The organism is Nonomuraea sp. NPDC052265, assembly GCF_044547985.1.
GTDB lineage: Bacteria > Actinomycetota > Actinomycetes > Streptosporangiales > Streptosporangiaceae > Nonomuraea.
Genome location: NZ_JBIUBJ010000010.1, coordinates 173,353 through 195,868, shown reverse-complemented (window position 1 = coordinate 195,868; position 22,516 = coordinate 173,353). Strand labels below are relative to the sequence as shown.

Here is a 22,516-nt window from a genome sequence, read left to right as displayed (position 1 = left end):
GCGGCGCACGCTGGCCGCATGGGTGCGAAGGTCAGTGTGATCATCAATGTCCACAACCCGGGTGACACCGCGGACGCGTGCATCCGCTCCGCGCTGGAGCAGACGCTGCCGGCCGCCGACTACGAAGTGATCTTCGTGGACGACGGCTCCACCGACGGCATCGGGCGACGGCTGGACACCATCGCCGATCTCCGCGAGAACGTCCGCGTGCTGCACCTGCCGCACACCGGGTCGCCGTCGCGCGGCCGCAACATGGGCGTGGCCGCGGCGGAGGGCGACTACGTCTACTTCCTCGACCAGGCCGACCGGCTGGCGCGCGACGCCCTGGCCCGCATGCACGAGCGCGCGGTCGAGACCGACGCCGACGTGCTGATCGGCCGGCTGGCCCGCGACTACGGGCCGCCGATGGTGGCGTTCGAGCGCAGCACGGCCCGCGCCGACATCCTGCGCGAGCGCCTGATGACGTTGCTCGTCCCGCAGCAGCTCTACCGCCGGGCCTTCCTGGAGGAGCACGAGCTGGGCTTCGCCATGCCCGGCGGCAGGCTGGCCGAGCAGGCGTTCGTGATGCGGGCGTATCTACAGGCCAAGGTGATCGCCGTACTGGCCGAGGACGTCTGCTGCCAGCTCGGACCGCGGCCCGAGGCGCCCGAGGAGGACCCCCGGGTGATCGTGGCCGGGCTGAGCACGCTGCTCACCGACATCGACACCTACGTCGGCGCAGGCCGCCAGCGCGACCGCATGTACGCCTACTGGTTCCGCTCCGCCGTGCTCAGGCCGCTGCTGACCGCCAGGTTCGCCGACTCCTCGGTGGACCGGGGCATGCACTTCCGGGTCGTCCAGGAGCTGATCGGCGAGCGTTTCCCCGAGCGGATCGACCGCTACCTGCCCGTCCAGATGCGGGCGGTGGCCACGTTCGTCAGGCACGGACGCCTGGACCAGATCGTCATGCTGGCCAACTCCTCCCGGCGCGCGGGCCTGCGCGCCGAGCTCACCGAGATGCGCTGGGACGCCCACATCCTCGTGCTCGGCCTGACCGTGGAGGTCATGTCCGGCGACGGCCTGCCCGACCGGTACCGCGTGGACGGCGAGCGCCTGCACTGGATCCCGCCGCGCTCGGTCGACGCCAGGCTGCTGTCCGACGACGTCACCGACATCACCGCCGACGTCGAGCGGGCCCGCGTGGACGTCTACATCCGGCACAGCGGGACCGGCGTGGTGCACTTCCTGCCGATGACCCAGCACGTCGAGCGCGGGCCCGACGGCCGCCGCCGGATCCGCGTGCAGATCAGGGGCGAGGCCCGGCTGGACGTGACCAGCGCGGCGATGGGCCGCCCGCTCAGCCCCGGGCAGTGGGAGGTGCACGTCCGCATGTTCAGCGGCGCCAACCAGGCCAGGAGCCGGGTCGGCCGGGCCGAGGGCCCGCTCAACTGCCTGGGCGTGCTGGCGCAGCGGCCCAGGATGCGGCTGGTGGTGCCGTGCTGGTCGGACAAGGGGGAGCTGGGGCTCGCCGTCGAGCCGCGCTCGTTCTCGGAGTCGATCGCGCTGGTGTCGCCGGGGGTGACCGTCCGCCAGCTCGACGGCCACGTGTACGTCGTGCTGCCGGTCCCGTACGTGCCGCCGAGCGGCGGACCGCCCCTGGAGCTGGTGCTGCGCAGCACCGGCCGCCGCGAACGCGAGGTGTGCGCGCCCGCGCTGGTCGAGGCCGGCGTGCCGGGCAAGCTCGCCGGCCAGCTCGTCGCCAAGATCCCGGTCAAGCGTCACATGCCGGGCGAGGACCACCTCGGCCCCGGCGCCTGGCTGTCGTCGTTGCGCTCGGCCGACGAGGAGACCGGGCTGCGGTTCGGGCTCCAGGTGCGCCGGGGCCGGGTCGAGACGCGCCCGGCCGTCGCGGTCGATCCCCAGCGGCGCTCGCCCATGGGCCGGGACACCGTGCTCCACCGCATCGGCAGGCGCCTGCCCGGAGCGCGGCACATCGTGCGCTGGGCGCGTGCGGGCAGGCATCGCTACCTCAAGGAGTGACCCAGCCCTCCAGCTCCTGGAAGGCGTCCCTGAAGGCCGGGAGCATGGGCCTGAGCCGGTCGGGGTAGACGTCGACGAGGCTGTCGAGGTGGTTGCCGCCCTCGATCCGGTGGTAGCGGAACGGGCGGTGCGGGCCGACCATCCTGGCGTAGACGTCGGAGTCGCGGGAGATCGGCAGCAGCGTGTCGAGGGTCCCGTGGATCGTGATCAGCGGCTTGGTGATCCTGCCGGTCAGCCCGATCCTGGCCATCGCGGCGTACGGCCTGCGCGCGTCGTAGTCGTAGTCGGCCGGGGCGCCCGTGTACGACGGGTCCAGCTCCTTCTGGTAGAGCTGCTGGGTGAGCTCCCAGTAGTACTGCCGGTGGAAGGGCCACAGGAACTCCGACCCCGGCGCGAACCCGGCCGCCCGCACGCCCGCCTCGTCGGGGTACGCCTTCAGCGCCGGCGGCAGGAAGTTCAGCAGGTTGTCGCCCTTGACCCGGAAGAGCGTGCCCTCCCAGTCCACGCCGCCGTCGTAGAGCCAGCCGCGGTTCTCCAGCTGCCACCTGACCAGGTAGCCGCCGTTGGAGAGGCCGGCCATGAACGTCCGGGCCGGCGGGCGGCCGTACCGCTGCCTGACGACGGACCTGGCGGCCACGGCGAGCTGGGTGACGCGGTCGTTCCACTCGGCGATGGCGTCGCCGGGGCGGCGGCCGTCCTCGTGGAAGGCCACGCCCACGTTGCCCTTGTCGGTGGCGGCGAACGCGTAGCCCTTGGACAGGACCCAGTCGGAGATCGTGTAGTCGTTGGCGTACTGCTCCCGGTTGCCCGGGGTGCCGCTGACGACCAGGCCGCCGTTCCAGCGGTCGGGGAGTCTGATCACGAACTGGGAGTCGTGGTTCCAGCCGTGCGTGGCGTTGCCGGTCGAGGTGTCGGGGAAGTAGCCGTCGAGCTGCGTGCCGGGCACGCCGGTCGGGTTGACGGTGGCCTTGGAGTGCAGGCCGGCCCAGTCGGCCGGGTCGGTGTGGCCGGTCAGCGTGGTGCCGGCCGTGGTCAGGTCGTCGAGGGTGGCGCTGACCAGCCTCTCCGCGCCGGGCACGGTCAGCTCGTGCGCGACGGGGGCGGTGAGCAGGCTCGCGACCAGGGTGAGGGCGACGAACATCAGACCTCCTCCAGGTGCTCGGCGAGCAGGCGCCGGAACTCGGCGGGCCGCTCCAGGTGCGGGCTGTGGCCGCAGTCGTCCAGCACGACCTCGCGGTAGCGGCCGTAGCGGTCGAGGACCGTCCTGGTCTGGGTCACCATCGGCTGGGCCGGGGTGCCGGGGGAGCCGGGCACGACGCCGATCGCGCCCAGGTGGGCCAGGTCGAACAGCGAGGTGTCGGAGACGATCACGTCGTCGGCGCCCCTGATCCACAGGACGGGCGGCTTGGGGTCGATCTCGTGCAGGTCGTCCAGGCGGAAGTGGGTGGGGGCGCAGGCGTTGAGCACCCCCTGCTTGCCGGGGGCCACGCCCGGCCACGCGGGGGAGGTGGCGGCGTCGCCCGGGTAGTTGGCGTCGTCCACCCGGGTGGTGAGCATCGACCGCAGGTAGAAGTCCTCGTCGGGGATCCCGGGGTGCTTGACGTAGCCGGAGCGCAGCACGTTGCGGGGGGAGGTGGGGGACTCCTCGGACAGGTCGCCGGCCTTCAGGCGGGCCACGAAGTCGGGGTTCGCCGCCCCGGCCCCCGATCCCGCGCCGTCGGGGTGGGTGAGCGTGCCGTCCGGGCCCTCGGTGCCGCCGAAGCCGTACGGGGAGATCGGGTTGACCAGCGTGACGCTTCTGACCAGGGCCGGACGGTCGCGCAGGAACTGCAGCACGACGCCGCCGCCGAGGCTCCAGCCGACCAGGTGCACGCCGTCGAGCCCGAGCGCCTCGGCCAGCTCGGCGAGGTCGTCGGAGAAGTCGCGCAGGCCCCTGGTGGCGTCCACCGGCTGGGGGTCGGTGTCGCCGAAGCCGCGCAGGTCGGGGGCGAGCGGGCGGTAGCCGTCGGGCAGCGCGGCCATGCTGTCGCGCCAGAACGCGCCGGAGGAGACGTTGCCGTGCACGAACAGCACGGGCTCGCCGGACGTCCTGCCCTCGACGGTCAGGACGTGCTGCGTGAGGCGGGGGGTGGTGACCTTCATCGCGCGTGGATCCTCTCGGCCAGGTCGCGTCCCTGGGTCTCGCGGGCGGTGTAGACGGCGACCAGCGTGAGCACCGCCGCCAGGCCGAGGTAGACCGAGATGGGCACACTGCTGGAGTAGCTCTTCAGCAGCGCCACCGCGATGAGCGGGGCCAGCGCGCCGGCCACGATGGCCGAGAGCTGGGCGCCGATCGACACGCCGGTGTAGCGGGTCCTGGTGCCGAACAGCTCGGAGAAGAAGGCCGCCTGCGGGCCGTACATCATGCCGTGGAAGAGCAGGCCGACGGTGACCGCCAGGGTGATCGCCAGGAAGTTGCCGGTGTCCACCAGCGGGAAGAAGGCGAAGATCCACACACCGATGCCGGCGGCCCCGGCCAGGTAGATCGGGCGGCGGCCGAGCCGGTCCGACAACGCGCCCCACATCGGGATCGTGACGAAGTGGATCGCCGAGGCGACCAGCACCGCGCCCAGCACCGTCGAGTTGTCGATCTTGGCGTTCTTCGCGTACGTGATGACGAACACGGTCAGCAGGTAGAACGAGATGTTCTCGGCCAGGCGGGCGCCGATGGCGGTGAGCACGTCCTTCCAGTGGTGCCGCAGCACGCCCACGATCGGCGCGGTCGGCTCCGGCTCGGCCTGCTGGAACACCGGCGACTCGGTGATCGACAGGCGGATCCACAGCCCGACCATCACCAGCACGCCCGACAGCAGGAACGGGATCCGCCAGCCCCACGACAGGAACGCCTCGTCGGACTGCCAGGCGGCCAGCACCGCCAGCACGCCGGTGGCGAGCAGGTTCCCGCCGGGCGCGCCCGCCTGCGGCCAGGAGGCCCAGAAGCCGCGGCGGTTCGTGTCGCCGTGCTCGGACACGATCAGCACCGCGCCGCCCCACTCGCCGCCGAGCGCGAAGCCCTGCACGAGCCGGAGCGCGGTCAGCAGCAGCGCCGCCGACGGGCCGAGGGTGGCGTACGTCGGCAGGCAGCCGATCAGGAACGTGGCGGCGCCCATCATCAGCAGGCTGACCACCAGCAGGGTCTTGCGGCCCAGCCGGTCGCCGAAGTGGCCGAAGATCAGGCCGCCGAGCGGGCGGGCGACGAATCCGACGGCGTAGGTGAGGAACGACAGCAGCGTGCCGGTCAGGGGGTCGGACTCGGGGAAGAAGAGTTTGTTGAACACGAGAGCGGCTGCCGAGCCGTACAGGAAGAAGTCGTACCACTCGATGGTGGTGCCGATCAGGCTCGCGGCGACGATCCTCTTGATGGAAGTGGCCATGCCGGTCACGGTAAAGAGTGACCGGCGTCACTTATATGGGGCCGGGACCCACAGTCTGTCCGGAGGATGTGTGGCCGAGGCGGTGCAGGCGGAGCGCGAGCTGGATCTCCAGCGCGCGTTCGGGCTCCAGCCAGCCGTCGCCGAGCAGCCTGCCGATCCGGTCGAGGCGTTGCGTGACGGTGTTGACGTGGATGTGCATGGCCTCGGCCGTACGGGAGGGCGAGCCGCCCGTGCCGAAGTAGGCCGACAGGGTGTCGGTGAGCGCGGTGCCGCGGCGGGCGTCGTAGTCGATCACCGCGCCGAGCACGCGGCCGACGAACCCGCCCACGTCGCGGCCGTCGCCCACGAGCAGGCCGACGAAGCCCAGCTCGGCGGGGCTCGCGCCGTCGCCGGCCCGGCCGAGCGCGATCAGCGCCTCGGCGCACCGCCGCGCCTCCTGGTACGCCTCCGCGACGTCCCGCGCCCCTGCCGTCCCGCCTCCTGACCCGCCGCCCGCCGTGCCGCCTCCCGTCCCGCCTCCTGACCCGCCGCCCGCCGTGCCGCCTCCCGTCCCGCCTCCTGACCCGCCCGCCGTGCCGCCTCCCGTGCCGACTCCCGTGCCCCCTCCTGTGCCGCCCGCCGAGGGGGACGGGAGGCGGGCCGGGGAGGCGCCCGCCGTCGCCGGGCTGTGCAGGGACGCGCTCAGCTCGGCCGCCACCCGCTGGGCGAGGCCGCCCGCGTCGACGCCCGGCAGCAGCAGCACCACCTCGTCACCGCGCCCCGCCGCCAGCCCGTGCCGGACCGTGGCGTGCGAGGAGGCCCAGAACGCCGCCCGCTCCCGCTGGCCGCCGTGCCTGGCCACCACCACCACGTGCGGCGCGCGCAGGTCCACGCCGAGCCGCCGGGCCCGGTCGGCCAGGCCCGGCGAGTCCGGCCGCGAGATCAGGTCCTCCAGCAGCTCGCCCCTGACCCGGCCCTCGGCCTCGGCCACGCTCCGCCGGAACAGCAGCAGCAGCGCGCACACCAGCGCCGCCCGCTCCAGGATGCGCTCGTCGGCATCGTCGCTGCGCAGGATGAGCGTGCACAACGGCTCGCCGCCGACGTCCACCGACGCGATCAGCAGGTCGCCCCTGCGCACGGTACGCCCCAGCGCCCTGGACGCCTGCGCCGCCTCGAACACCCCCGCGTCCAGCTCGCCCACGTCGCCCGTGATCGGCCGGCCCAGGTCGTCGAGCACGGCCAGCGAGCCGCCGAGCACCTCGGTCACCACGGCGGCGACGTCCTCGATGCCGCCGCCCCGCAGCACCAGCGAGGTCATCCGGTCGTGGGCCAGCGCGGCCCGCTCGACGGCCTCGCCGTGCGCCCTGGCGGTCCTGTGGGCCTGGGAGAGCTCCTCCAGGGCGTTTCTCGTCTCCTGGAGCAGCCGGGCGTTGTCGATGGCGACGGCGGCGTGCGCGGCCAGGCTCGCCAGCAGCGAGACCTCCTCCTGGTGGAACGGCCTGGCGCTGCGGTTGGCCGCCATGAGCACGCCGATCACCCGCTGGCCCAGCCGCAGCGGCACCCCGAGGATCGCGACCAGGCCCTCTTCCTTGACGGCCTCGTCGATGTCGCCCTTGTGCCGGAACCTGGCGTCGGCGAAGTAGTCGGCGGTCGCGTACGGGGTCGCCGTCTGCGCGACCAGCCCGCCCAGCCCCGCCCCCATGGCCAGCCTGAGCGCCCTGAACTTGGCCGAGATCGACCCGTCGGTGACCCGCATGTACGTGTCGCCCCGCTCGGGGTCGTGCAGCGTCATGTACGCGATGTCGGTAGCCAGCAGCTGCCTGGCCCGGTGGACGATCGCCTCGAGCACGGCGTCGAGGTCGCGCAGCGCGGCCAGGTCGCCGGCCGTGTCGTAGAGCGCCGACAGCTCGGCCTCCCGCCTGGCCCGCCGCCTGAGCAGCGCCCTGACCTTCAGCGCCTCGACCTTGGCCTGCTCCAGCTCCTCGATCGTGGCCGGATCGGCGCCCTGCGCCCTGGCCTCCACGATCGGGCCCTCGAACTCGACCGCCGACGCCTCCCGCGCCAACAACTCCAGGAAGCGCGTGCTCACTAGTGGGCCGTCCAGCCGCCGTCAACGGGGAGGGAGGTGCCGGTGATGAAGGAGCCGTTCGGGCCGCAGAGGTAGGCGACCAGCTCGGCGACCTCCTCGGGCTCGATCAGCCGCTTGACCGCGGCCGGCTCCAGCATGATGTTCTCGACGACCTCGTCGCTGCCGATGCCGTGCAGCCTGGCCTGGTCCTCGATCTGCGCCTCGACCAGCGCCGTGCGCACGTACGCCGGGCACACGCAGTTCGAGGTCACCCCGTGGGCCGCCCCCTCCAGCGCGACGACCTTGGAGAACCCCTCCAGCGCGTGCTTGGCCGTCGTGTACGCCGACTTGTACGGCGAGGCCCGCAACCCGTGCACCGACGACATGTTCACGAACCGTCCCCACCCCCGGGCGTACATGCCGGGCAGCACCCGCCGCGCGATCAGGAACGGCGCCTCCACCATCACCCGCATCATGGTGGAGAACACCTCCGGCGGGAAGTCCTCGACCGGCGCCACGTGCTGGAACCCGGCGTTGTTCACCACGATGTCCACCGGCTCGTCAGGCAGCGACCCGGCGAAGGCCGGATCGCTCAGGTCGGCCACCACCGCGACCCCGCCGATCTCGGCGGCCACCTTCCCGGCCGCCTCGCCCTGCCGGTCGACCACCAGCACCTTGGCCCCCGCGGCGGCCAGTCGCCGGGCGCAGGCGGCGCCGATGCCGCCCCCAGCCCCCGTCACCAGCGCGGTCCGCCCAGTCAGCTCCTTCGCCATACTCCGAACCCTAGGCGGTCGTCGCGCCGGGACGCATGGGTGCGGGCGACATAGATACGGGCCCGTCTATGTGGATCAACCTCCGGCCGGCGGCCGGGTCATGGACAGCACGTCGAGCGCGGCGTCGAGCTGCTCCTCGGTCAGGGTGCCGTCGGCCACGTGGCCGCGTTCGACGACGACCTCCCGGATGGTCTTGCGCTCGGCCAGCGCCTGCTTGGCTATCTTGGCCGCCTCCTCGTAGCCGACGTGCCGGTTGAGCGGGGTGATGATCGAGGGGGAGGACTCGGCGTACTCGCGCAGGCGGTCGACGTTGGCCGTGATGCCGGCGACGCAGCGGTCGGCCAGCAGCCGGGACACGTTCGCCAGCAGCCTGATCGACTCCAGGATGTTGCGGGCGATGACCGGGAGCTGCACGTTCAGCTCGAAGCTGCCCGAGGCCCCGGCGAAGGTGATCGCCGCGTCGTTGCCGATGACCTGGGCCGCGACCATGGCCGTGGCCTCGGGGATCACCGGGTTGACCTTGCCCGGCATGATGGACGAGCCCGGCTGGAGGTCCGGCAGGTTGATCTCGCCGAGCCCGGCGCGCGGGCCCGAGCCCATCCAGCGCAGGTCGTTCGCGATCTTGTTGAGCGACACGGCCACCACCTTGAGCTGCCCGGACAGCTCCACGATGGAGTCCTGCGCGCTCTGGGCCTCGAAGTGGTCGGCGGCCTCGCGGAAGGGGATGCCGGTCGCCTCGCCCAGCTTCGCGATCGCCCGCTCCGCGAAGCCCGGCGGGGTGTTGATGCCCGTGCCGACCGCCGTCCCGCCCAGGGGCAGCTCCAGTACGTGGTTCAGCGCCGTGCGGACGCGGGTCCCGCCGTGGTCGATCTGGGCGGCGTACCCGCCGAACTCCTGGCCGAGGGTCACGGGCGTGGCGTCCATCAGGTGGGTCCTGCCCGACTTGACCACCTGTGCGAACTCGGCCTCCTTGGCGTGCAGCGTCTCGGCCAGGTGCGTGAGCGAGGGCAGCAGGTGGAAGGTCACCTCGATCGCGGCCGCCACGTGGATCGAGGTCGGGAAGACGTCGTTGGACGACTGGGAGGCGTTCACGTGGTCGTTGGGGTGCACGGGACGCCCCAGCCGCTCCTCGGCCAGCGTCGCGATCACCTCGTTGGCGTTCATGTTGGACGAGGTGCCGGAGCCGGTCTGGAAGACGTCGAGGGGGAAGTGGGCGTCGTGCTCGTTGTCGGCCACGTCCGCGGCGGCCTGCGCGACGGCCTCGGCCAGATCCTTGTCGATCACGCCCAGCTCGCCGTTGACCTCGGCGGCGACCGCCTTGATCAGGCCCAGCGCGGCGATGTGGGACGGTTCGAGCGGCCGCCCCGAGACCGGGAAGTTCTCCACCGCCCGCTGGGTCTGGGCCCGCCACCGCGCTCCCGCCGGCACGCGGACCTCGCCCATGGAGTCATGTTCGATTCTGAACTCGCTCATGACTCCAGTCTGTCCCACGGCCGCCTGATCAGTCCGGAGCCGGCCCGTCCAGCGAGAGGACCGGGCCGGCATACCGGGGACGGCTCGCTCAGCTGGACAGGAGCGCCACGATGAGGACGGCGATCACGACCGCGGCGGCCGCGGCCACGGCCATGAGCACGAGCATGCCGTTGCGGTTGCCCGCGGGCGGCTTCTCGGGCTGCCCGGCGATGGCGAACAGGTCGGTGCCGAGGCCCTGGCCCTGGTGCGGACCGCTCTGGTGCGGTACGGGCTGTCCCGGGCGGCCCTGTTGCGGCCGGCCCTGCTGTGGGCCGCCCTGTCCCGGGCCCTGCTGCTGCATGGGCTGCGGCGGTTGCTGCGTCGGCGGGTAGACCTGCTGGCCGGGAGAGCCGGCCCGAGGTGCGGAGATGCGCCTGGTGTTGACGGTCCCCTCGTCGTCGGGGCGTTGCGGCGGACGGCCGCCGCCCTGCTCGGGCCCCGGCGTGAACGGCCCCTTGGGACGCATGACGCTGACGGTCCGCTCGGGGTCGAAGTCCCCCTCGTCACCGTCCTGCGGCGGCTGTCCCGGGCGCACGCCCTGCGGCATCGTCGGCGCCCCCAGCGGGCTCTGGCCAGGCCCCTGAGGCCCTGACGGCCCTTGAGCCCCTGGAGCCTTCTGCGGCCCCGAAGCCGCCTGTGGCCCTGAAGGCCGTGCTGCGACGGGACGCGCCGACTGCGGGCCCGAGACGGGCGATCCGGGCGTCGCGCCCGGCCCGTACGCCCCCGGCGCCCCGGAAGGGCGGCCCTGAGGGCCCGAGGCCCCGGCCGGCGGCCCGGTGGGACGTGGGGAACCGGAGCCGGTGAACGGGTCGGGCAACGCTGCCTCCTGCGCGATCAGGTCTTCTGCCGTGAGCGCGGGCATCTCGCTCGTGGGCGTGTCGGCGACCATCCGCATGAGGGTCTCCGCCTTGGCGGCGCTGAGCCGCTGCCGGTAGTCCTTGTTCAGCAGCCCGTTCAGCACCGGCCGGAGCTGCCCCGCCTGCGTGGGCGGGTCTGCGCTCTCGCTGAGCAGCGCCGCCAGCGTCTCGGCGATCGTGGCCCGCTCGTACGCCGGCCGCCCCTCGACCGCGAAGTACAGCGTCGCCCCCAGCGACCAGATGTCCGACTCCGGCCCGGTGTACTCGCCCCTGGCACGTTCCGGGGCCGTGTACCCGGGCGAGCCGATCACCATGCCCGTCTTGGTGAGCCGCGAGTCGCCCTCGGCCTTGGCGATGCCGAAGTCCGTCAGCACCACCCGGCCGCTCTCGGTGATGAGCACGTTGCCCGGCTTGACGTCGCGGTGCGTGATGCCCTGGGAGTGCGCCGCGCGCAGCGCGCCGAGCAGGTCGACGCCGATCTCGGCGACGAGTCGCGGCGGCAGCGGGCCCTCCTCCTCGATCACCTGCTCCAATGAGCGGGCCTCGATGAGCTCCATGATGATCCAGGGGCTGTCGTCATGGATGAGCACGTCATGGATGGCCGCGACGGACGGGTGGTTGATCCGCGAGGCGAGGCGGCCTTCGCGCACCATGCGCTCGCGTAGCTCGGCCCGTTGGTCCTCGGTGAGTCCCTGGTCCTGGCGGATCTCTTTGACCGCCACCTCGCGCCCGAGCGCGCGGTCGCGGGCGCGCCACACAGTCCCCATCGTGCCCCGGCCGAGCGGGGCGATGAGCTCGTAGCGCTCCGCGAGCAGGCGTGTCTGCTGTTCCGGCATGAGAAGAAGATATCGATTCTCGCTTGGGAAGTGCTTTACCCTCGCTTGCGAAGTTCTCTTGGCCAGAACCGCCGAGGAAGGAACAACTTTATCACCGCCGCTTTGAAACGGGCATAAGTGGACGGAGTCGGACGTGGTTCGACCCGCTTCCGGTGGACCCCCTCGCCTGACCTGCGCTCCTGGCGCGGCGGCGGGACCGACAGCGCGGCCGCGGTGGCCTCCGCCCTGTGCAGCCCGCGGTGCGCGGGCCTGCGTGCGAAAGGGGGTGAGGCGATCACGGGCACCGGGCGTACGGGCCGGCGCGGGGCCAGCGGTTCCTCCGCCGAGCCGCCCGCGGCCACCCGGGCCAGCATGAGCGAGGCCCGTACGGAGTCGAGCCGGGTCTGTGGATCGATCCGGAGCAACGCGTCGAGAACGGGCGCCAGCGGGCCCGCCTTGCTCATCGGGATCGGCTCGCCACTGGTCAGCGCGGCCAGCGCGGCGGCGGCCGTACGGCGGCCGTGCAGCCCCCGGCCCTCGACGGCGGTGTAGAGGGTCGCGCCGAGCGACCACAGATCGCCCGCGGGACTGGCCTTGGATCCGAGAACCCGCTCGGGCGCGATGTAACCGGCCGACCCGAGCACGATGCCCGCCTGGGTGATGGAGACGTCGCCTTCGAGCGCCGCCAGGCCGAAGTCGGTGAGCACCGCGCGGTCCTCGGTCACCAGGACGTTGCTCGGCTTCACGTCGCGGTGGAGGATCCCCTTGGCGTGGACGGCCCGCAGCGCGCCGAGGATCTGCCGGCCGATCTCGGCGGCCCGGCGCGGGTGGAGCGGTCCGAGCTCCTGGATGAGCTGCTCCAGGGACCTGGCCCGGAGCAGCTCCATCACGATCCAGGGACGGTCGTCCTCGGTCACGACGTCGAAGACGGTGATCACCGACGGATGGGCGACCATCGCCGTCGCCCTGCCCTCGCGCTCGGTGCGGGCGCACAACTCGGCGCGCAGCTCCTCGTCGAGGACGGTGGGCAGCCGTACTTCCTTCACCGCCACGTCGCGGTCGAGCAACTCGTCATGCGCCCGCCAAACGGTGCCCATGCCGCCGCGACCAACCGGCTCCACGAGCCGATAGCGCGCGGCGAGAAGGTAACCGGAGGGCGCACGCATGCCAGGCAGCTTACCTATTTGTGTAAACCGACCAGTAGAGGCGGGGCCGATAAATTGTTGCGAACTTAAGTCAACCCGCCTGACTCGTTACGTCAGCGAACCTCCGGGCCACATCTGCCCAGTTGACGAGGCCCCACAGTTTCTCGACGTAGTCCGGGCGCACGTTGCGGTACTGCAGATAGTAAGCGTGCTCCCACGCGTCGAACACGAGAAGCGGCGTGGTGTTCATTCCGACGTTCCCGTGGTGGTCGTAGATCTGCTCGACCACCAGCCTGCGGCTCAGCGGCTCCCAGGCCAGCACCCCCCACCCCGAGCCCTGGACGGACGCCGTGGCCGTGGTGAGCTGCTTCTGGAACGCCTCGAACGTGCCGAAATGCTCGTCGATGGCGGCCCTGAGCGCGCCGTCGGGGCGGTCGCCGCCGTCGGGCGAGAGGTTCTCCCAGAAGATCGAGTGCAGGACGTGGCCTGACAGGTTGAAGGCGAACGTCTTCTCCAGGCCCACCAGGTTGCCGAAGTCGCCGCCCTCGCGCGCCTCGGCCAGGCGGTCGAGGGTGTCGTTGGCGCCCTTGACGTAGGCCGCGTGGTGCTTGGCGTGGTGCAGTTCCAGGATCTCGCCGGTGATGGCGGGCTCCAGCGCGCCGTAGTCGTAGGGCATGTCGGGAAGGGTGTAGTCCGCCATGGGGCCGTCCTCTCGAAGTAGATCTCTGGAGGACACTATTGCAAGTTATTCGCAAGTGCATCAGACTTGCGACCTAGGTCTCGCCTGGGCATCGTGGCGAGTCAGTTGGGTCCAGTTTGTGCGCGGGCGGCCTGAGCCGCCCGCGCACAGGCGTCCTGTGGGGATTTCTTGGGATGGGAATTACCCAGGTCAGGGCGCTGTTGTACCTGTTTGTACGCGACGGCAGGGCAGCCGTGTCGAGGCGCCCCCGCAGATCTGTCGTCATCACCCATCGCAGGATTCACACCTGTGACCCGCCGCGCCCCATGCGCGGACGGTGAGCAAAGGAGCACCCCCCGATGGCCAAGCACGCCATGATGACCACGTCCCATATCGCCAAGCTCGCCCTCGGCGCGACCGTCGCCGTGACCGCGCTGGGCGCCACTGCCGCCGTCAGCGCCGAGACCGCCCACCGGACCGCCGCCAAGACCGCCGCGCAGGAGTCGGCCGCGCAGGGTTCCGCGCAGGGCAGGGTGAACGTCACCGCCGCCCAGGTCCTGGCCACCGCCCGCGCCCAGGTCGGCACCTCCGAGGACGCCAACGGCGGCGGCACCAAGTTCCAGAAGTGGTACGCCGACTCGCAGCGCGCCGCCGAGACCGTCGCCCGCGACGGCGGCAGCCGCCAGGACTACCTGAACGCCGCCTGGTGCTCGATGTTCGTCTCCTGGGTCGGCGACCAGACCGGCGCCCGCCCGCAGGTCGGCTGGGACGCCTACACCGTGACCCACGCCAAGTGGTTCGCCGCCAACGGCCGCTGGGGCGCCGAGGCCAAGCCCGGAGCCGTCGTCTTCTTCTCCTGGAGCGGCAGCAAGAGCCTGAGCGACATCCAGCACGTCGGGTTCGTCGTCAAGGACAACGGCGACGGCACGATCTCCACGATCGAGGGCAACACCGGCAACGGCAAGGTCGAGGAGCGGGTCCGCCCGACCTCCCAGGTCGTCGGCTACGGTTACCCGTCCTACGCCGCCTGACACATCGACACAGCGCGCATTCCTGCCGGGGATGCGCGCTTTGTGGTATTACCGCACGTCACAGCAGCTGTGACGCTCGGCACACCCCTCCTCCCGATAAATGTGCATGATGCCTAGTAGGGCACTTTCCCGCGTACGGCAGGCTGAATGACAGGAACCATGGCACGCCGTCAGCAAGATGTAAGGGTGCCGAAAGGGGACGGGGGCATGGTTAGGACATGAGCGACAACCCAGAAGCGGCTGAAACTGTCGGCGCCGGTCACGAGACTGAGTGAACACGCCGACGTTCCACCACTGACGACAGACGTTGAAGGACGTGATGGAGATGCGCCAGACACAGGTTCGCCGCCGGCCGAGGAAGCCGGTCACAGCCGCCCTGGACCTTCGCACGCCGTCGGGGCGACAGTTGCCCTTTTGAACATCAGGAAGCAGGAGCGCCATCTGAGAGGTGCGCGATGATGTGCAGTCACTTTCCCGTATGCCCCAGTGCGGACTCGCCCGACCGTGAGCGTTCGCACGTGATCTCGGCCCACCCCGACCAGGGCTGGAGCCTCCTCTGCAACGGCGTGGTGCTGTTCGAGGACACGGGTCTGCTCCTGCCTGACGGCAGCGTCGTCGCCCCCCACCGAGCGCCCGTCGCGGCCTGAGAGCCCGCGGGCCCCCGGCCCGAGGGCAACCCCCGTCGTCCGGTGCCGAGGGGCGCGACGCCCGCCCGGCACCCTTCGACGCGCTCGGGCCCTACCTGCGCCCGATGCTCAGCACCGGCCCGGTGCGGTCGGTGAAGAAGTCGTCACCCTTGTCGTCCACGACGATGAAGGCGGGGAAGTCCTCGACCTCGATCTTCCACACCGCCTCCATCCCCAGCTCGGGGTATTCGAGCACGTCGACCTTCCTGATGCAGTCCTGGGCGAGCCGGGCGGCCGGGCCGCCGATGGAGCCCAGGTAGAAGCCGCCGTACTTCTGGCAGGCCTCGGTCACCTGCTTGGACCTGTTGCCCTTGGCCAGCATGACCATCGAGCCGCCCGCCGCCTGGAAACGCTCGACGTAGGAGTCCATGCGGCCGGCCGTGGTGGGGCCGAACGAGCCGGAGGCGTAGCCCTCGGGGGTCTTGGCCGGGCCGGCGTAGTAGACGGCGTGGTCCTTGAGGTACTGCGGCATCTCGCCGCCGTCGTCGAGCAGCTCGGCGATCTTGGCGTGCGCGATGTCGCGGGCGACGACGAGCGGGCCGGTGAGGGAGAGCCGCGTCTTGACCGGGTACTTCGTCAGCTCGGCGAGGATCTCCTGCATCGGCCTGTTGAGGTCGACCCGGACGACGTCGTCGGACAGGTGCTCGTCGGTGGTCTCCGGCAGGAAGCGGGCCGGGTCGGTCTCCAGCTTCTCCAGGAACACGCCCTCGGCCGTGATCTTCGCCAGCGCCTGGCGGTCGGCCGAGCACGACACCGCGATGGCCACCGGGCAGGACGCGCCGTGCCTGGGCAGGCGGATCACGCGGACGTCGTGGCAGAAGTACTTGCCGCCGAACTGCGCGCCGATGCCGAGCTTCTGCGTCAGCTCGAAGACCTTGGCCTCCAGCTCCAGGTCGCGGAACCCGTGCCCGGCGGGCGAGCCCTCGGTGGGGATGGAGTCGAGGTAGCGGGCGCTGGCGTACTTGGCGGTCTTGAGCGCGAACTCGGCGGAGGTGCCGCCCACCACCACGGCCAGGTGGTACGGCGGGCAGGCCGCGGTGCCCAGCGAGCGGATCTTCTCCTCCAGGAAGGCCAGCATGCGCTTCTCGTTGAGCACCGCCTTGGTCTCCTGGTAGAGGAACGACTTGTTGGCCGAGCCGCCGCCCTTGGCCATGAACAGCAGCTTGTACTCGTCGGCGTGGCCGTGGGGGTCCTCGGCGTAGAGCTCGATCTGCGCGGGCAGGTTGTTGCCGGTGTTCTTCTCCTCCCACATGGTCAGCGGGGCCATCTGGGAGTAGCGCAGGTTGAGCTTGGTGTAGGCGTCGTAGACGCCGCGCGAGAGGTGCTCGGCGTCGCGGCCGTCGGTCAGCACGTGGCGGCCGCGCTTGCCCATGACGATGGCGGTGCCGGTGTCCTGGCACATCGGCAGCACGCCGCCCGCCGAGATCGAGGCGTTCTTCAGCAGGTCGAGGGCGACGAACCGGTCGTTCCCGCTGGACTCGGGGTCATCGACGATCTTGCGGAGCTGGGCCAGGTGCGACGTGCGCAGGAAGTGCGAGATGTCGTGGACCGCGGTCTCGGTGAGCAGCCGCAGGGCCTCCGGGTCGACCTCCAGGAACGTACGCCCGGCCGCTTCGACCTTCCGCACCCCCTCCGACGTGATCAGCCGGTACTCGGTCTCATCGGCGCCAAGGGGAAGCAGATCGGTGTAGTCGAAGTCCATGTCCATAGAGGGTACGCCCCCCGTCCGGTGGTCATCCCGGGGCCGGCACGGGCTCCGGCGAGCGCCGCGCGGTGAGCCCGACCAGGATGCCCGCGATCACCAGACCGGCCCCCGCCAGGTCGTAGGTGCTCGGCGTCGCGATGCCGAGCACGAGCCCCGTGACGATCGCGCCGACCGGGATGAGCCCGGCGAACAGCCCGGCCGGCCCAGGGCCGAGCTTGGGCAGCGAGGTGTACCAGAGGAAGAAGGCCCCGACCGTGACCACGACCGCCAGGTACGAGAAGCCCAGCGTCTCGGCCGCGGTCGGCGTCCTGAACATGGCGGCGCCCTCCTTGACCAGCCCGATCACGGCCAGCATGGGCACGGCCAGCGCCGTCGAGTACGCCGACACCCGGATCGCCCCCAGCTTCGGCAGCAGGGGGATGGCCAGCACGGAGAAGCTGACCTCGCCCACCAGCGCCCCGAGCGCCCACAGCAGGCCGGTCAGGTTCCCGCTGCCCAGCCCGGTCGCCAGCGTCGCACCGGCCACCACCACCGCGGCGCCCGCCAGCAGGCGCGGCGCCGGACGCCCTCCGGCCAGCGCGAGCGCCAGCGGCACGGTGCCGAGGACGGTGCCCACCAGCGCCGGCCCCGAGGCCCTGGTGGACTCGACGACGCACACGTTGAAGACCACCAGGCCGAGCAGGGTGAGCCCGCCCAGGAACAGGGTCTCGCGCAAGGTCAGCCGGACGAACCGCAGCCCGAGCGCCCTGGTGATGACCAGCAGGACGACGGCGGCCGCGAGGTAGCGCACGGCCTGGCCGCCGTACACGGGATAGGAGCCGATCAGGCCGGACACTCCGGCCAGGGTGCCCACCAGGAACATGGCGGTGGCGGCTCCGGCGATTCCGTTTCTCATGGGGGAGATGCTAGGGAGACAATGGTTCGTCCAAACAGTCCAATTTCCCGCTATATGACAGGACCAATATGGCAGACCTGCACATCCAGATAAATCGGGATGAGGGAGGGATTGCCGGGCAGATCGCGGCCGAACTGCGCGAAGGCGTGCGCCTCGGGCGGCTCGTGCCCGGCACCCGTCTGCCCGCCACCCGTGACCTCGCCGCCGACCTCCAGGTCTCCAGGGGCGTGGTGGTGGAGGCGTACGAGCAGCTCGTGGCTGAGGGGTTCCTGGTCTCGCGGGTGGGGGCCGGGACCGAGGTGGCCCCGCTGGGCGCCGTCCGGCCCGCCCGGCCGGGGCCGGTGGCCGACGGCGGCGCCTGCGGGCCGTACCACGGGCACCGGGCCACGTCCCCCGACCTCGGGCACTTCCCCAGGGAACGCTGGTTGTCGGCCGTACGGCACGTCCTGGCCACCGTGCCGTCCGACGCGCTCGACTACGGCGACCCCGGCGGCGTCCCCGAGCTGCGCGAGGAGCTGGCCGGTTACCTGCGGCGGGTCAGGGCGGCCGACGTGCACCCGGACAACCTGGTCGTCGTGGGCGGCGTGGCCCAGGGGCTGAGCCTGGCGCTGCACGTCCTGGCCCCGCGCGGCGGCCTGCGCCTGATCGTCGAGGACCCCACCAGCCGGCGCCAGGTCCCGCTGCTGGAACGGGCCGGGGCCCGCCTGGTGCCGGTGCCCGTGGGCTGCGAGGGCCTGATCGCCGGCGACATGGACGGCGAGGCGGCGCTGGTCACGCCCGCCCACCAGTACCCGACGGGCGTCGTGCTCTCCCCGGCCAGGCGGGCCGCGCTCATGGATTGGGCCGACGCGGGCGACCGGACGATCCTGGAGGACGACTACGACGCCGAGTTCCGCTACGACCGCGACCCGGTCGGCTGCCTGCAAGGGCTGGCCCCCGACCGGGTGATCCTGTCCGGCAGCGTCAGCAAGTCGCTCGCGCCCGGCCTGCGGCTCGGCTGGGTCGCCGCCCCCGCCCACCTGGCCGACTCGATCCGCCGCGCCCGGAGCGAGCTGGACCTCGGCTCCCCGGTCATCGAGCAGTACGCGCTGGCCCACTTCCTGCGCACCGGCGGCTACGACAAGCACCTGCGGCGCATGCGCAGGGAGTACCGCCGCCGCAGGGACGCCCTGGTCAGGGCGCTGGCCGAGGAGCTGCCGGGAATCCGCGTCCGGGGCATCCAGGCCGGGCTGCACGTCTACCTCGACCTGCCGGACGGCTGGGACGAGGTCCGGGTTGTCCGCGCGGCCCAGAGCCTCGGGCTGTCCGCCGAGCCGGTCGGGCCGATGCGGTTCTCGCCCGGCCCTCCGGCGGTCGTGGTCGGGTTCGCCCGGGTCCCGGTGCACCAGGCGGCGGAGGCCGTCAGGGGCTTAAAAGTCCGTATGTCTGGACATAGCATGAACTGAGGGAGAAGACGCTCGACTGGAGGCGACATGCGGGTCGGACTGCTGGGCCTGGGCCGGATCGGCGCCTTCCACGCCGCGAACCTGGCCGCCCATCCCCTGGTCGACGAGCTCATCGTGGCCGACCCGGTCAGGACCTCGCCGTACGGCAGGCCCGGGGACCCCTTCGACGCCGACGCCGTGGTCATCGCCACGCCGACCGGCACGCACGCCGAGCTCCTGATCCGGGCCTGCGAGCTGGGCGTGCCCGTCCTCTGCGAGAAACCGGCGGCGAGCACGGTCGCCGAGACGCTCAAGGTGCTGGAGGCGAGCGCGGGCAAGCGGGTGGGCATCGGGTTCCAGCGCAGGTTCGACCCCGGTTACCGGGCGGCCCGCGCGGCGCTGCTGGCCGGCGAGCTGGGGGAGCTGCACCGCGTCCACCTGGTCACGGCCGATCCCGCGCCGCCGCCCGCCGAGTACGTCCCGCTGTCCGGCGGGCTCTTCCGCGACTGCCACGTCCACGACTTCGACGTCCTGCGCTGGGTGACCGGGCGCGAGGTCGTCTCCGTCCACGCCGTCGGCGCGAACCGGGGCGCGGCGTTCTTCAGGGAGGCCGGCGACGTGGACAACAGCGCCGCGCTGCTCATCCTCGACGACGGCACGCTGGTCACCCTCCAGGGCTCCCGCTACAACGGCGCGGGCTACGACGTGCGCATGGAGCTGGCGGGCACGAAGGGCACCCAGGCGGTCGGGCTCGGCCCGCGCGCCCCGCTGCGCAGCGCCGAGGGCCTGCGACCGCCCGGGCCGCCCTGGCCCGACTTCGCGACCAGGTTCGGCCCGGCGTACGCGGCCGAGATCGACGCCTTCCTGCGCGGCGGCGAGGGCCTGTGCCCGATCGAGGACGCCCTGGCCGCCCTGTACGTCGCCGAGGCCGCCGACCTGTCGTTGCGCGAGTCCCGTCCCGTCCAGGTGGCCGAGGTGCGGGGCTGACCCGCAGGCCGGCCCGGGGCCGTCACGCCTCCGCGACGGCCCGCTTGGGCGCGAAGCCCGGCGCCAGCGCGATGATCACGCCCGCCAGCAGCAGCGGCGCGACGAACGCCACCCGCCAGTCCACGGCGTCGGCGATGCCGCCGATCAGCGCGGCCCCCACGATGAAGCCCACGTAGTTGAAGAGGTTCACCCGGGCGATGGCCACCCCGGTGCCCGCCGGGTCCAGCTTGCCCGCCGCGGAGAACGACTGCGGCGCCACCACCGACAGCCCCAGCCCGGTCAGCCCGAACGCGACGATGGCCAGCGGCTGGCTCGGGGCCACCACGACGCCGAGGAAGCCCAGCGTGGCCAGCGCGCCGCCGAGCCGGACGATGGCGGCCGGGCCGTAGCGGCGGACCGCGACGTCGCCGCCGAGCCGTACGGCCAGGGTCGCGCCCTGGTAGACGCTGTAGGCCAGCTTCGCCACGCTGTCCTGGGCGAGCAGGGCCTTGCCCATGAAGACGGTCGCGAAGTTCGACACCGCCGCGTCGCCGATGTAGAGGAAGCCCATGGCCAGGCAGAGCGGGATGATCGGCCGCCAGGGGAACTTGCCGGTCGCGGCCTCGACGACGTTCTCGACCTTCTCCTCGGCGATCGTGCACAGCTTCGGCCCGGCGTACAGCGAGCCGGCCAGCGCCAGGACCATGGGGATCGCCATCGTGACCGCCAGCGAGACCCGGTCGGCCGCGAACACCGCCCACAGGGCCCCCGCCAGGCTGAGGACGCTCCACACGCTGTGGAAGCCGTTCAGCACGGCGGTGCCGTACCGGCGTTCGACGGCCACGCCCTGCATGTTCATGCCCGCGTCCACCGCGCCGACCGCCAGGCCGAACAGCAGCAGCGCGGGGACGGCCAGCGGCACCGAGGGCGCGAGGCCGGTGAGCACCACGGCGAGCGCCACCACGGGCTGCGCGACCCGCAGGAGCAGCTTGCTGCCGTACCGGGCGGCGAACGTGCCGGCGCCGACGCTGCCGACGCCGGCGAAGACGGGCACGATCAGCAGCAGGAGCGTGAGCGCCCCGTCGGTGAGCTCCAGCTTGGTCTGGAGGCTGGCCACCTGGACGAGCAGGGTGGCGAAGGAGAGGCCCTGCACGCCGTACACGACGAACGTGGCGGTACGGGCCTGGCGATCACGCGGGGACGGCACGACGGCCTCCTGATCGGGGGGGAATCAAACGTGAGGCGGAGTCAGGTTAGCGGCTGGTCAGGGCCGTACGCCAGCAGCAGATAGGGTGCCGGGGTGAAACGGGGCTACGCGACCGGCGAGGCGCGCAGGGAGCGCATCCTGGCGGTCGCGCTCCTGGAGTTCGCCGAGCACGGCTACCGCGGCGCCTCCCTGGCCCGCATCGCCGAGCGGGTCGAGCTCTCCCAGGCCGGGCTGCTGCACCACTTCAGGAGCAAGGACCGTCTCCTCGTCGCCGTGCTCGACTACCGCGACGAGCTCGACCAGCGCAGGTTCGGGCCCGGCCGCGACGGCGGCGCCGACGCGCTGCGCGCCCTGGCCGACGTCGTCGACCACAACGCGCGGGTGCCGGGCCTCGTCCAGCTCTTCTCGGTGATCAGCGGCGAGGCGGTGACCCCCGGCCACCCCGGCCACGAGTGGGCCAGGCGGCGCTACCGGCGGCTGCGCGCCGACGTGGCCGCCGCGCTGCGCGCGGGCGTCGAGCGCGGCGAGTTCCGGTCCGGCCTCGACGCCGAGGCCCACGCCGACCGCCTGATCGCGATGATGGATGGCCTGCAGACCCAATGGCTGATCGACCCCGACCAGGTGGACATGGCGGCCGTCTTCCGCGGCTACGTGGACGACCTCATCGCCGCTCTACGGCCCGCCTGACCGCCCGGGCGGGCTCGGTCTCCGCCAGCCGCCCGGCCGCCGCCCACACCCCGAGGGCCAGCAACGCGGCCACCTCGGTGCCGGCCAGCCCCCGTTCGACCAGGCCGAGCGGCATGACCCGGTACCACGGCAGCCCGTGGCGGGCGCCGATCAGCATCGCCGTGCCGATGCCCACGACCCACAACACCGAGCAGACCCCCAGCCCGAACGCCACCATCGCCGACCTGCGGCGCTCCGGGTGCCGCCAGGGCCGGGCGATGATCACGGCGGCGAGCGGCAGGCTGAGGAAGGCCACGAAGCTGCCGACCCGGTGGATGCTGCCGCTCATGCTCGGGCCGACCGCCCAGTCGTGCTTGTGGAACGAGGCCGTCATGAGCAGCCCCACGCTCCAGCCCATGAGCGCGACCGTGCCGACCACCCCGGCCAGCCGCTTGCGCGCCAGCGAGACGCCGATGGCCGCCGACCCGGCCGCGAGCAGCCCCACCGCGAGCCCGAAGATCCACCCGTCGGGGCCGAGGCCGTGCTCGCTGATCGTGCGCCTGAACGGGTTCGTCTCGTCGAGGCTGGTCAGCTCCAGGCCCACGATCACGGCGATGCCCACCCCCGCCGCACCGAGCCCCCATCGCGCCGGTTGATGCACGCCCGCCTCCCGGGA

Annotated in this window: 19 protein-coding genes; 6 read left to right on the top strand and 13 right to left on the bottom strand. The window is 72.2% G+C overall.

The window, feature by feature from the left end:
• The first annotated feature begins 18 nt into the window (after window positions 1-18).
• Window positions 19-2,019, top strand: coding sequence for a glycosyltransferase family 2 protein (locus ACIHAD_RS28080; RefSeq protein ID WP_397357619.1), 2,001 nt, complete (start codon window positions 19-21; stop codon window positions 2,017-2,019).
• Here ACIHAD_RS28080 and ACIHAD_RS28075 read toward each other — a convergent pair.
• The 9 genes from ACIHAD_RS28075 to ACIHAD_RS28035 form a co-directional block, all read right to left on the bottom strand.
• Window positions 2,009-3,160 carry an alpha/beta hydrolase family protein gene (locus ACIHAD_RS28075; RefSeq protein WP_397357618.1) on the bottom strand — a complete coding sequence of 384 codons (1,152 nt, stop codon included), beginning with the start codon at window positions 3,158-3,160 and terminating at the stop codon, window positions 2,009-2,011. The genes ACIHAD_RS28080 and ACIHAD_RS28075 overlap by 11 nt on opposite strands.
• Window positions 3,160-4,161, bottom strand: a complete 1,002-nt coding sequence (locus tag ACIHAD_RS28070; protein ID WP_397357617.1) for an alpha/beta fold hydrolase — start codon at window positions 4,159-4,161, stop codon at window positions 3,160-3,162. Before ACIHAD_RS28070 ends, ACIHAD_RS28075 begins: the two co-directional genes overlap by 1 nt.
• Window positions 4,158-5,432 (bottom strand): MFS transporter, encoded by a 1,275-nt coding sequence (locus ACIHAD_RS28065; protein ID WP_397357616.1) that lies wholly within the window; start codon window positions 5,430-5,432, stop codon window positions 4,158-4,160. Before ACIHAD_RS28065 ends, ACIHAD_RS28070 begins: the two co-directional genes overlap by 4 nt.
• Window positions 5,433-5,463: 31 nt before the next feature.
• Complete coding sequence (locus ACIHAD_RS28060) at window positions 5,464-7,500, bottom strand: helix-turn-helix domain-containing protein (protein ID WP_397357615.1); 2,037 nt, start codon at window positions 7,498-7,500, stop codon at window positions 5,464-5,466.
• Complete coding sequence (locus ACIHAD_RS28055) at window positions 7,500-8,252, bottom strand: 3-hydroxybutyrate dehydrogenase (protein ID WP_397357614.1); 753 nt, start codon at window positions 8,250-8,252, stop codon at window positions 7,500-7,502. The genes ACIHAD_RS28060 and ACIHAD_RS28055 overlap by 1 nt, the downstream gene beginning before the upstream one ends.
• 75 nt (window positions 8,253-8,327) lie before the next feature.
• Window positions 8,328-9,725, bottom strand: coding sequence for a class II fumarate hydratase (locus tag ACIHAD_RS28050; protein WP_397357613.1), 1,398 nt, complete (start codon window positions 9,723-9,725; stop codon window positions 8,328-8,330).
• A gap of 88 nt (window positions 9,726-9,813) precedes the next feature.
• Window positions 9,814-11,457 carry a protein kinase gene (locus ACIHAD_RS28045; RefSeq protein WP_397357612.1) on the bottom strand — a complete coding sequence of 548 codons (1,644 nt, stop codon included), beginning with the start codon at window positions 11,455-11,457 and terminating at the stop codon, window positions 9,814-9,816.
• Between the two features lie 35 nt (window positions 11,458-11,492).
• Window positions 11,493-12,602 carry a serine/threonine-protein kinase gene (locus ACIHAD_RS28040; RefSeq protein WP_397357611.1) on the bottom strand — a complete coding sequence of 370 codons (1,110 nt, stop codon included), beginning with the start codon at window positions 12,600-12,602 and terminating at the stop codon, window positions 11,493-11,495.
• Between the two features lie 70 nt (window positions 12,603-12,672).
• The gene (locus ACIHAD_RS28035) at window positions 12,673-13,281 is read right to left on the bottom strand and encodes a superoxide dismutase (RefSeq protein ID WP_397357610.1); all 609 of its coding nucleotides are present in this window, start codon (window positions 13,279-13,281) and stop codon (window positions 12,673-12,675) included.
• 338 nt (window positions 13,282-13,619) lie between these two features.
• On the opposite strand from ACIHAD_RS28035, the gene ACIHAD_RS28030 reads away from it, so the two are divergent.
• Window positions 13,620-14,291: a CHAP domain-containing protein gene (locus ACIHAD_RS28030; RefSeq protein ID WP_397357609.1), complete on the top strand. Its 672-nt coding sequence runs from the start codon at window positions 13,620-13,622 to the stop codon at window positions 14,289-14,291.
• 458 nt (window positions 14,292-14,749) lie between these two features.
• Complete coding sequence (locus ACIHAD_RS28025) at window positions 14,750-14,938, top strand: DUF5999 family protein (RefSeq protein ID WP_352327892.1); 189 nt, start codon at window positions 14,750-14,752, stop codon at window positions 14,936-14,938.
• Between the two features lie 91 nt (window positions 14,939-15,029).
• Here ACIHAD_RS28025 and ACIHAD_RS28020 read toward each other — a convergent pair whose 3' ends face one another.
• The gene (locus ACIHAD_RS28020) at window positions 15,030-16,679 is read right to left on the bottom strand and encodes a fumarate hydratase (protein ID WP_397357608.1); all 1,650 of its coding nucleotides are present in this window, start codon (window positions 16,677-16,679) and stop codon (window positions 15,030-15,032) included.
• A 31-nt stretch (window positions 16,680-16,710) separates the two neighbouring features.
• Window positions 16,711-17,577: a DMT family transporter gene (locus tag ACIHAD_RS28015; RefSeq protein ID WP_397357607.1), complete on the bottom strand. Its 867-nt coding sequence runs from the start codon at window positions 17,575-17,577 to the stop codon at window positions 16,711-16,713.
• A gap of 68 nt (window positions 17,578-17,645) precedes the next feature.
• Here ACIHAD_RS28015 and ACIHAD_RS28010 point away from each other — a divergent pair, with 68 nt between their 5' ends.
• Together ACIHAD_RS28010 and ACIHAD_RS28005 are read left to right on the top strand one after the other, a co-directional pair.
• Complete coding sequence (locus ACIHAD_RS28010) at window positions 17,646-19,022, top strand: PLP-dependent aminotransferase family protein (protein ID WP_397357606.1); 1,377 nt, start codon at window positions 17,646-17,648, stop codon at window positions 19,020-19,022.
• 27 nt (window positions 19,023-19,049) lie between these two features.
• Window positions 19,050-19,988: a Gfo/Idh/MocA family oxidoreductase gene (locus ACIHAD_RS28005; protein WP_397357605.1), complete on the top strand. Its 939-nt coding sequence runs from the start codon at window positions 19,050-19,052 to the stop codon at window positions 19,986-19,988.
• A 22-nt stretch (window positions 19,989-20,010) separates the two neighbouring features.
• On the opposite strand, the gene ACIHAD_RS28000 is transcribed toward ACIHAD_RS28005, so the two are convergent.
• Window positions 20,011-21,174, bottom strand: a complete 1,164-nt coding sequence (locus ACIHAD_RS28000; protein WP_397357604.1) for an MFS transporter — start codon at window positions 21,172-21,174, stop codon at window positions 20,011-20,013.
• Window positions 21,175-21,267: 93 nt separating this feature from the next.
• Between ACIHAD_RS28000 and ACIHAD_RS27995 the strand changes: the two genes are divergently transcribed.
• The gene (locus ACIHAD_RS27995; RefSeq protein ID WP_397357603.1) at window positions 21,268-21,861 is read left to right on the top strand and encodes a TetR/AcrR family transcriptional regulator; all 594 of its coding nucleotides are present in this window, start codon (window positions 21,268-21,270) and stop codon (window positions 21,859-21,861) included.
• Here ACIHAD_RS27995 and ACIHAD_RS27990 read toward each other — a convergent pair.
• Complete coding sequence (locus ACIHAD_RS27990) at window positions 21,836-22,501, bottom strand: DUF998 domain-containing protein (RefSeq protein WP_397357602.1); 666 nt, start codon at window positions 22,499-22,501, stop codon at window positions 21,836-21,838. The two genes, ACIHAD_RS27995 and ACIHAD_RS27990, sit on opposite strands and share 26 nt — an antisense overlap.
• Between the last annotated feature and the right edge of the window lie 15 nt (window positions 22,502-22,516).

Coding starts and splice junctions, on each gene's coding strand:
- ACIHAD_RS28080 (WP_397357619.1), top strand. CDS start 19: ATGGGTGCGAAGGTCAGTGTGATCATCAATGTCCACAACCCGGGTGAC.
- ACIHAD_RS28075 (WP_397357618.1), bottom strand. CDS start 3,160: ATGTTCGTCGCCCTCACCCTGGTCGCGAGCCTGCTCACCGCCCCCGTC.
- ACIHAD_RS28070 (WP_397357617.1), bottom strand. CDS start 4,161: ATGAAGGTCACCACCCCCCGCCTCACGCAGCACGTCCTGACCGTCGAG.
- ACIHAD_RS28065 (WP_397357616.1), bottom strand. CDS start 5,432: ATGGCCACTTCCATCAAGAGGATCGTCGCCGCGAGCCTGATCGGCACC.
- ACIHAD_RS28055 (WP_397357614.1), bottom strand. CDS start 8,252: ATGGCGAAGGAGCTGACTGGGCGGACCGCGCTGGTGACGGGGGCTGGG.
- ACIHAD_RS28050 (WP_397357613.1), bottom strand. CDS start 9,725: ATGAGCGAGTTCAGAATCGAACATGACTCCATGGGCGAGGTCCGCGTG.
- ACIHAD_RS28045 (WP_397357612.1), bottom strand. CDS start 11,457: ATGCCGGAACAGCAGACACGCCTGCTCGCGGAGCGCTACGAGCTCATC.
- ACIHAD_RS28040 (WP_397357611.1), bottom strand. CDS start 12,602: ATGCGTGCGCCCTCCGGTTACCTTCTCGCCGCGCGCTATCGGCTCGTG.
- ACIHAD_RS28035 (WP_397357610.1), bottom strand. CDS start 13,281: ATGGCGGACTACACCCTTCCCGACATGCCCTACGACTACGGCGCGCTG.
- ACIHAD_RS28030 (WP_397357609.1), top strand. CDS start 13,620: ATGGCCAAGCACGCCATGATGACCACGTCCCATATCGCCAAGCTCGCC.
- ACIHAD_RS28025 (WP_352327892.1), top strand. CDS start 14,750: ATGTGCAGTCACTTTCCCGTATGCCCCAGTGCGGACTCGCCCGACCGT.
- ACIHAD_RS28020 (WP_397357608.1), bottom strand. CDS start 16,679: ATGGACTTCGACTACACCGATCTGCTTCCCCTTGGCGCCGATGAGACC.
- ACIHAD_RS28015 (WP_397357607.1), bottom strand. CDS start 17,577: ATGAGAAACGGAATCGCCGGAGCCGCCACCGCCATGTTCCTGGTGGGC.
- ACIHAD_RS28010 (WP_397357606.1), top strand. CDS start 17,646: ATGGCAGACCTGCACATCCAGATAAATCGGGATGAGGGAGGGATTGCC.
- ACIHAD_RS28005 (WP_397357605.1), top strand. CDS start 19,050: ATGCGGGTCGGACTGCTGGGCCTGGGCCGGATCGGCGCCTTCCACGCC.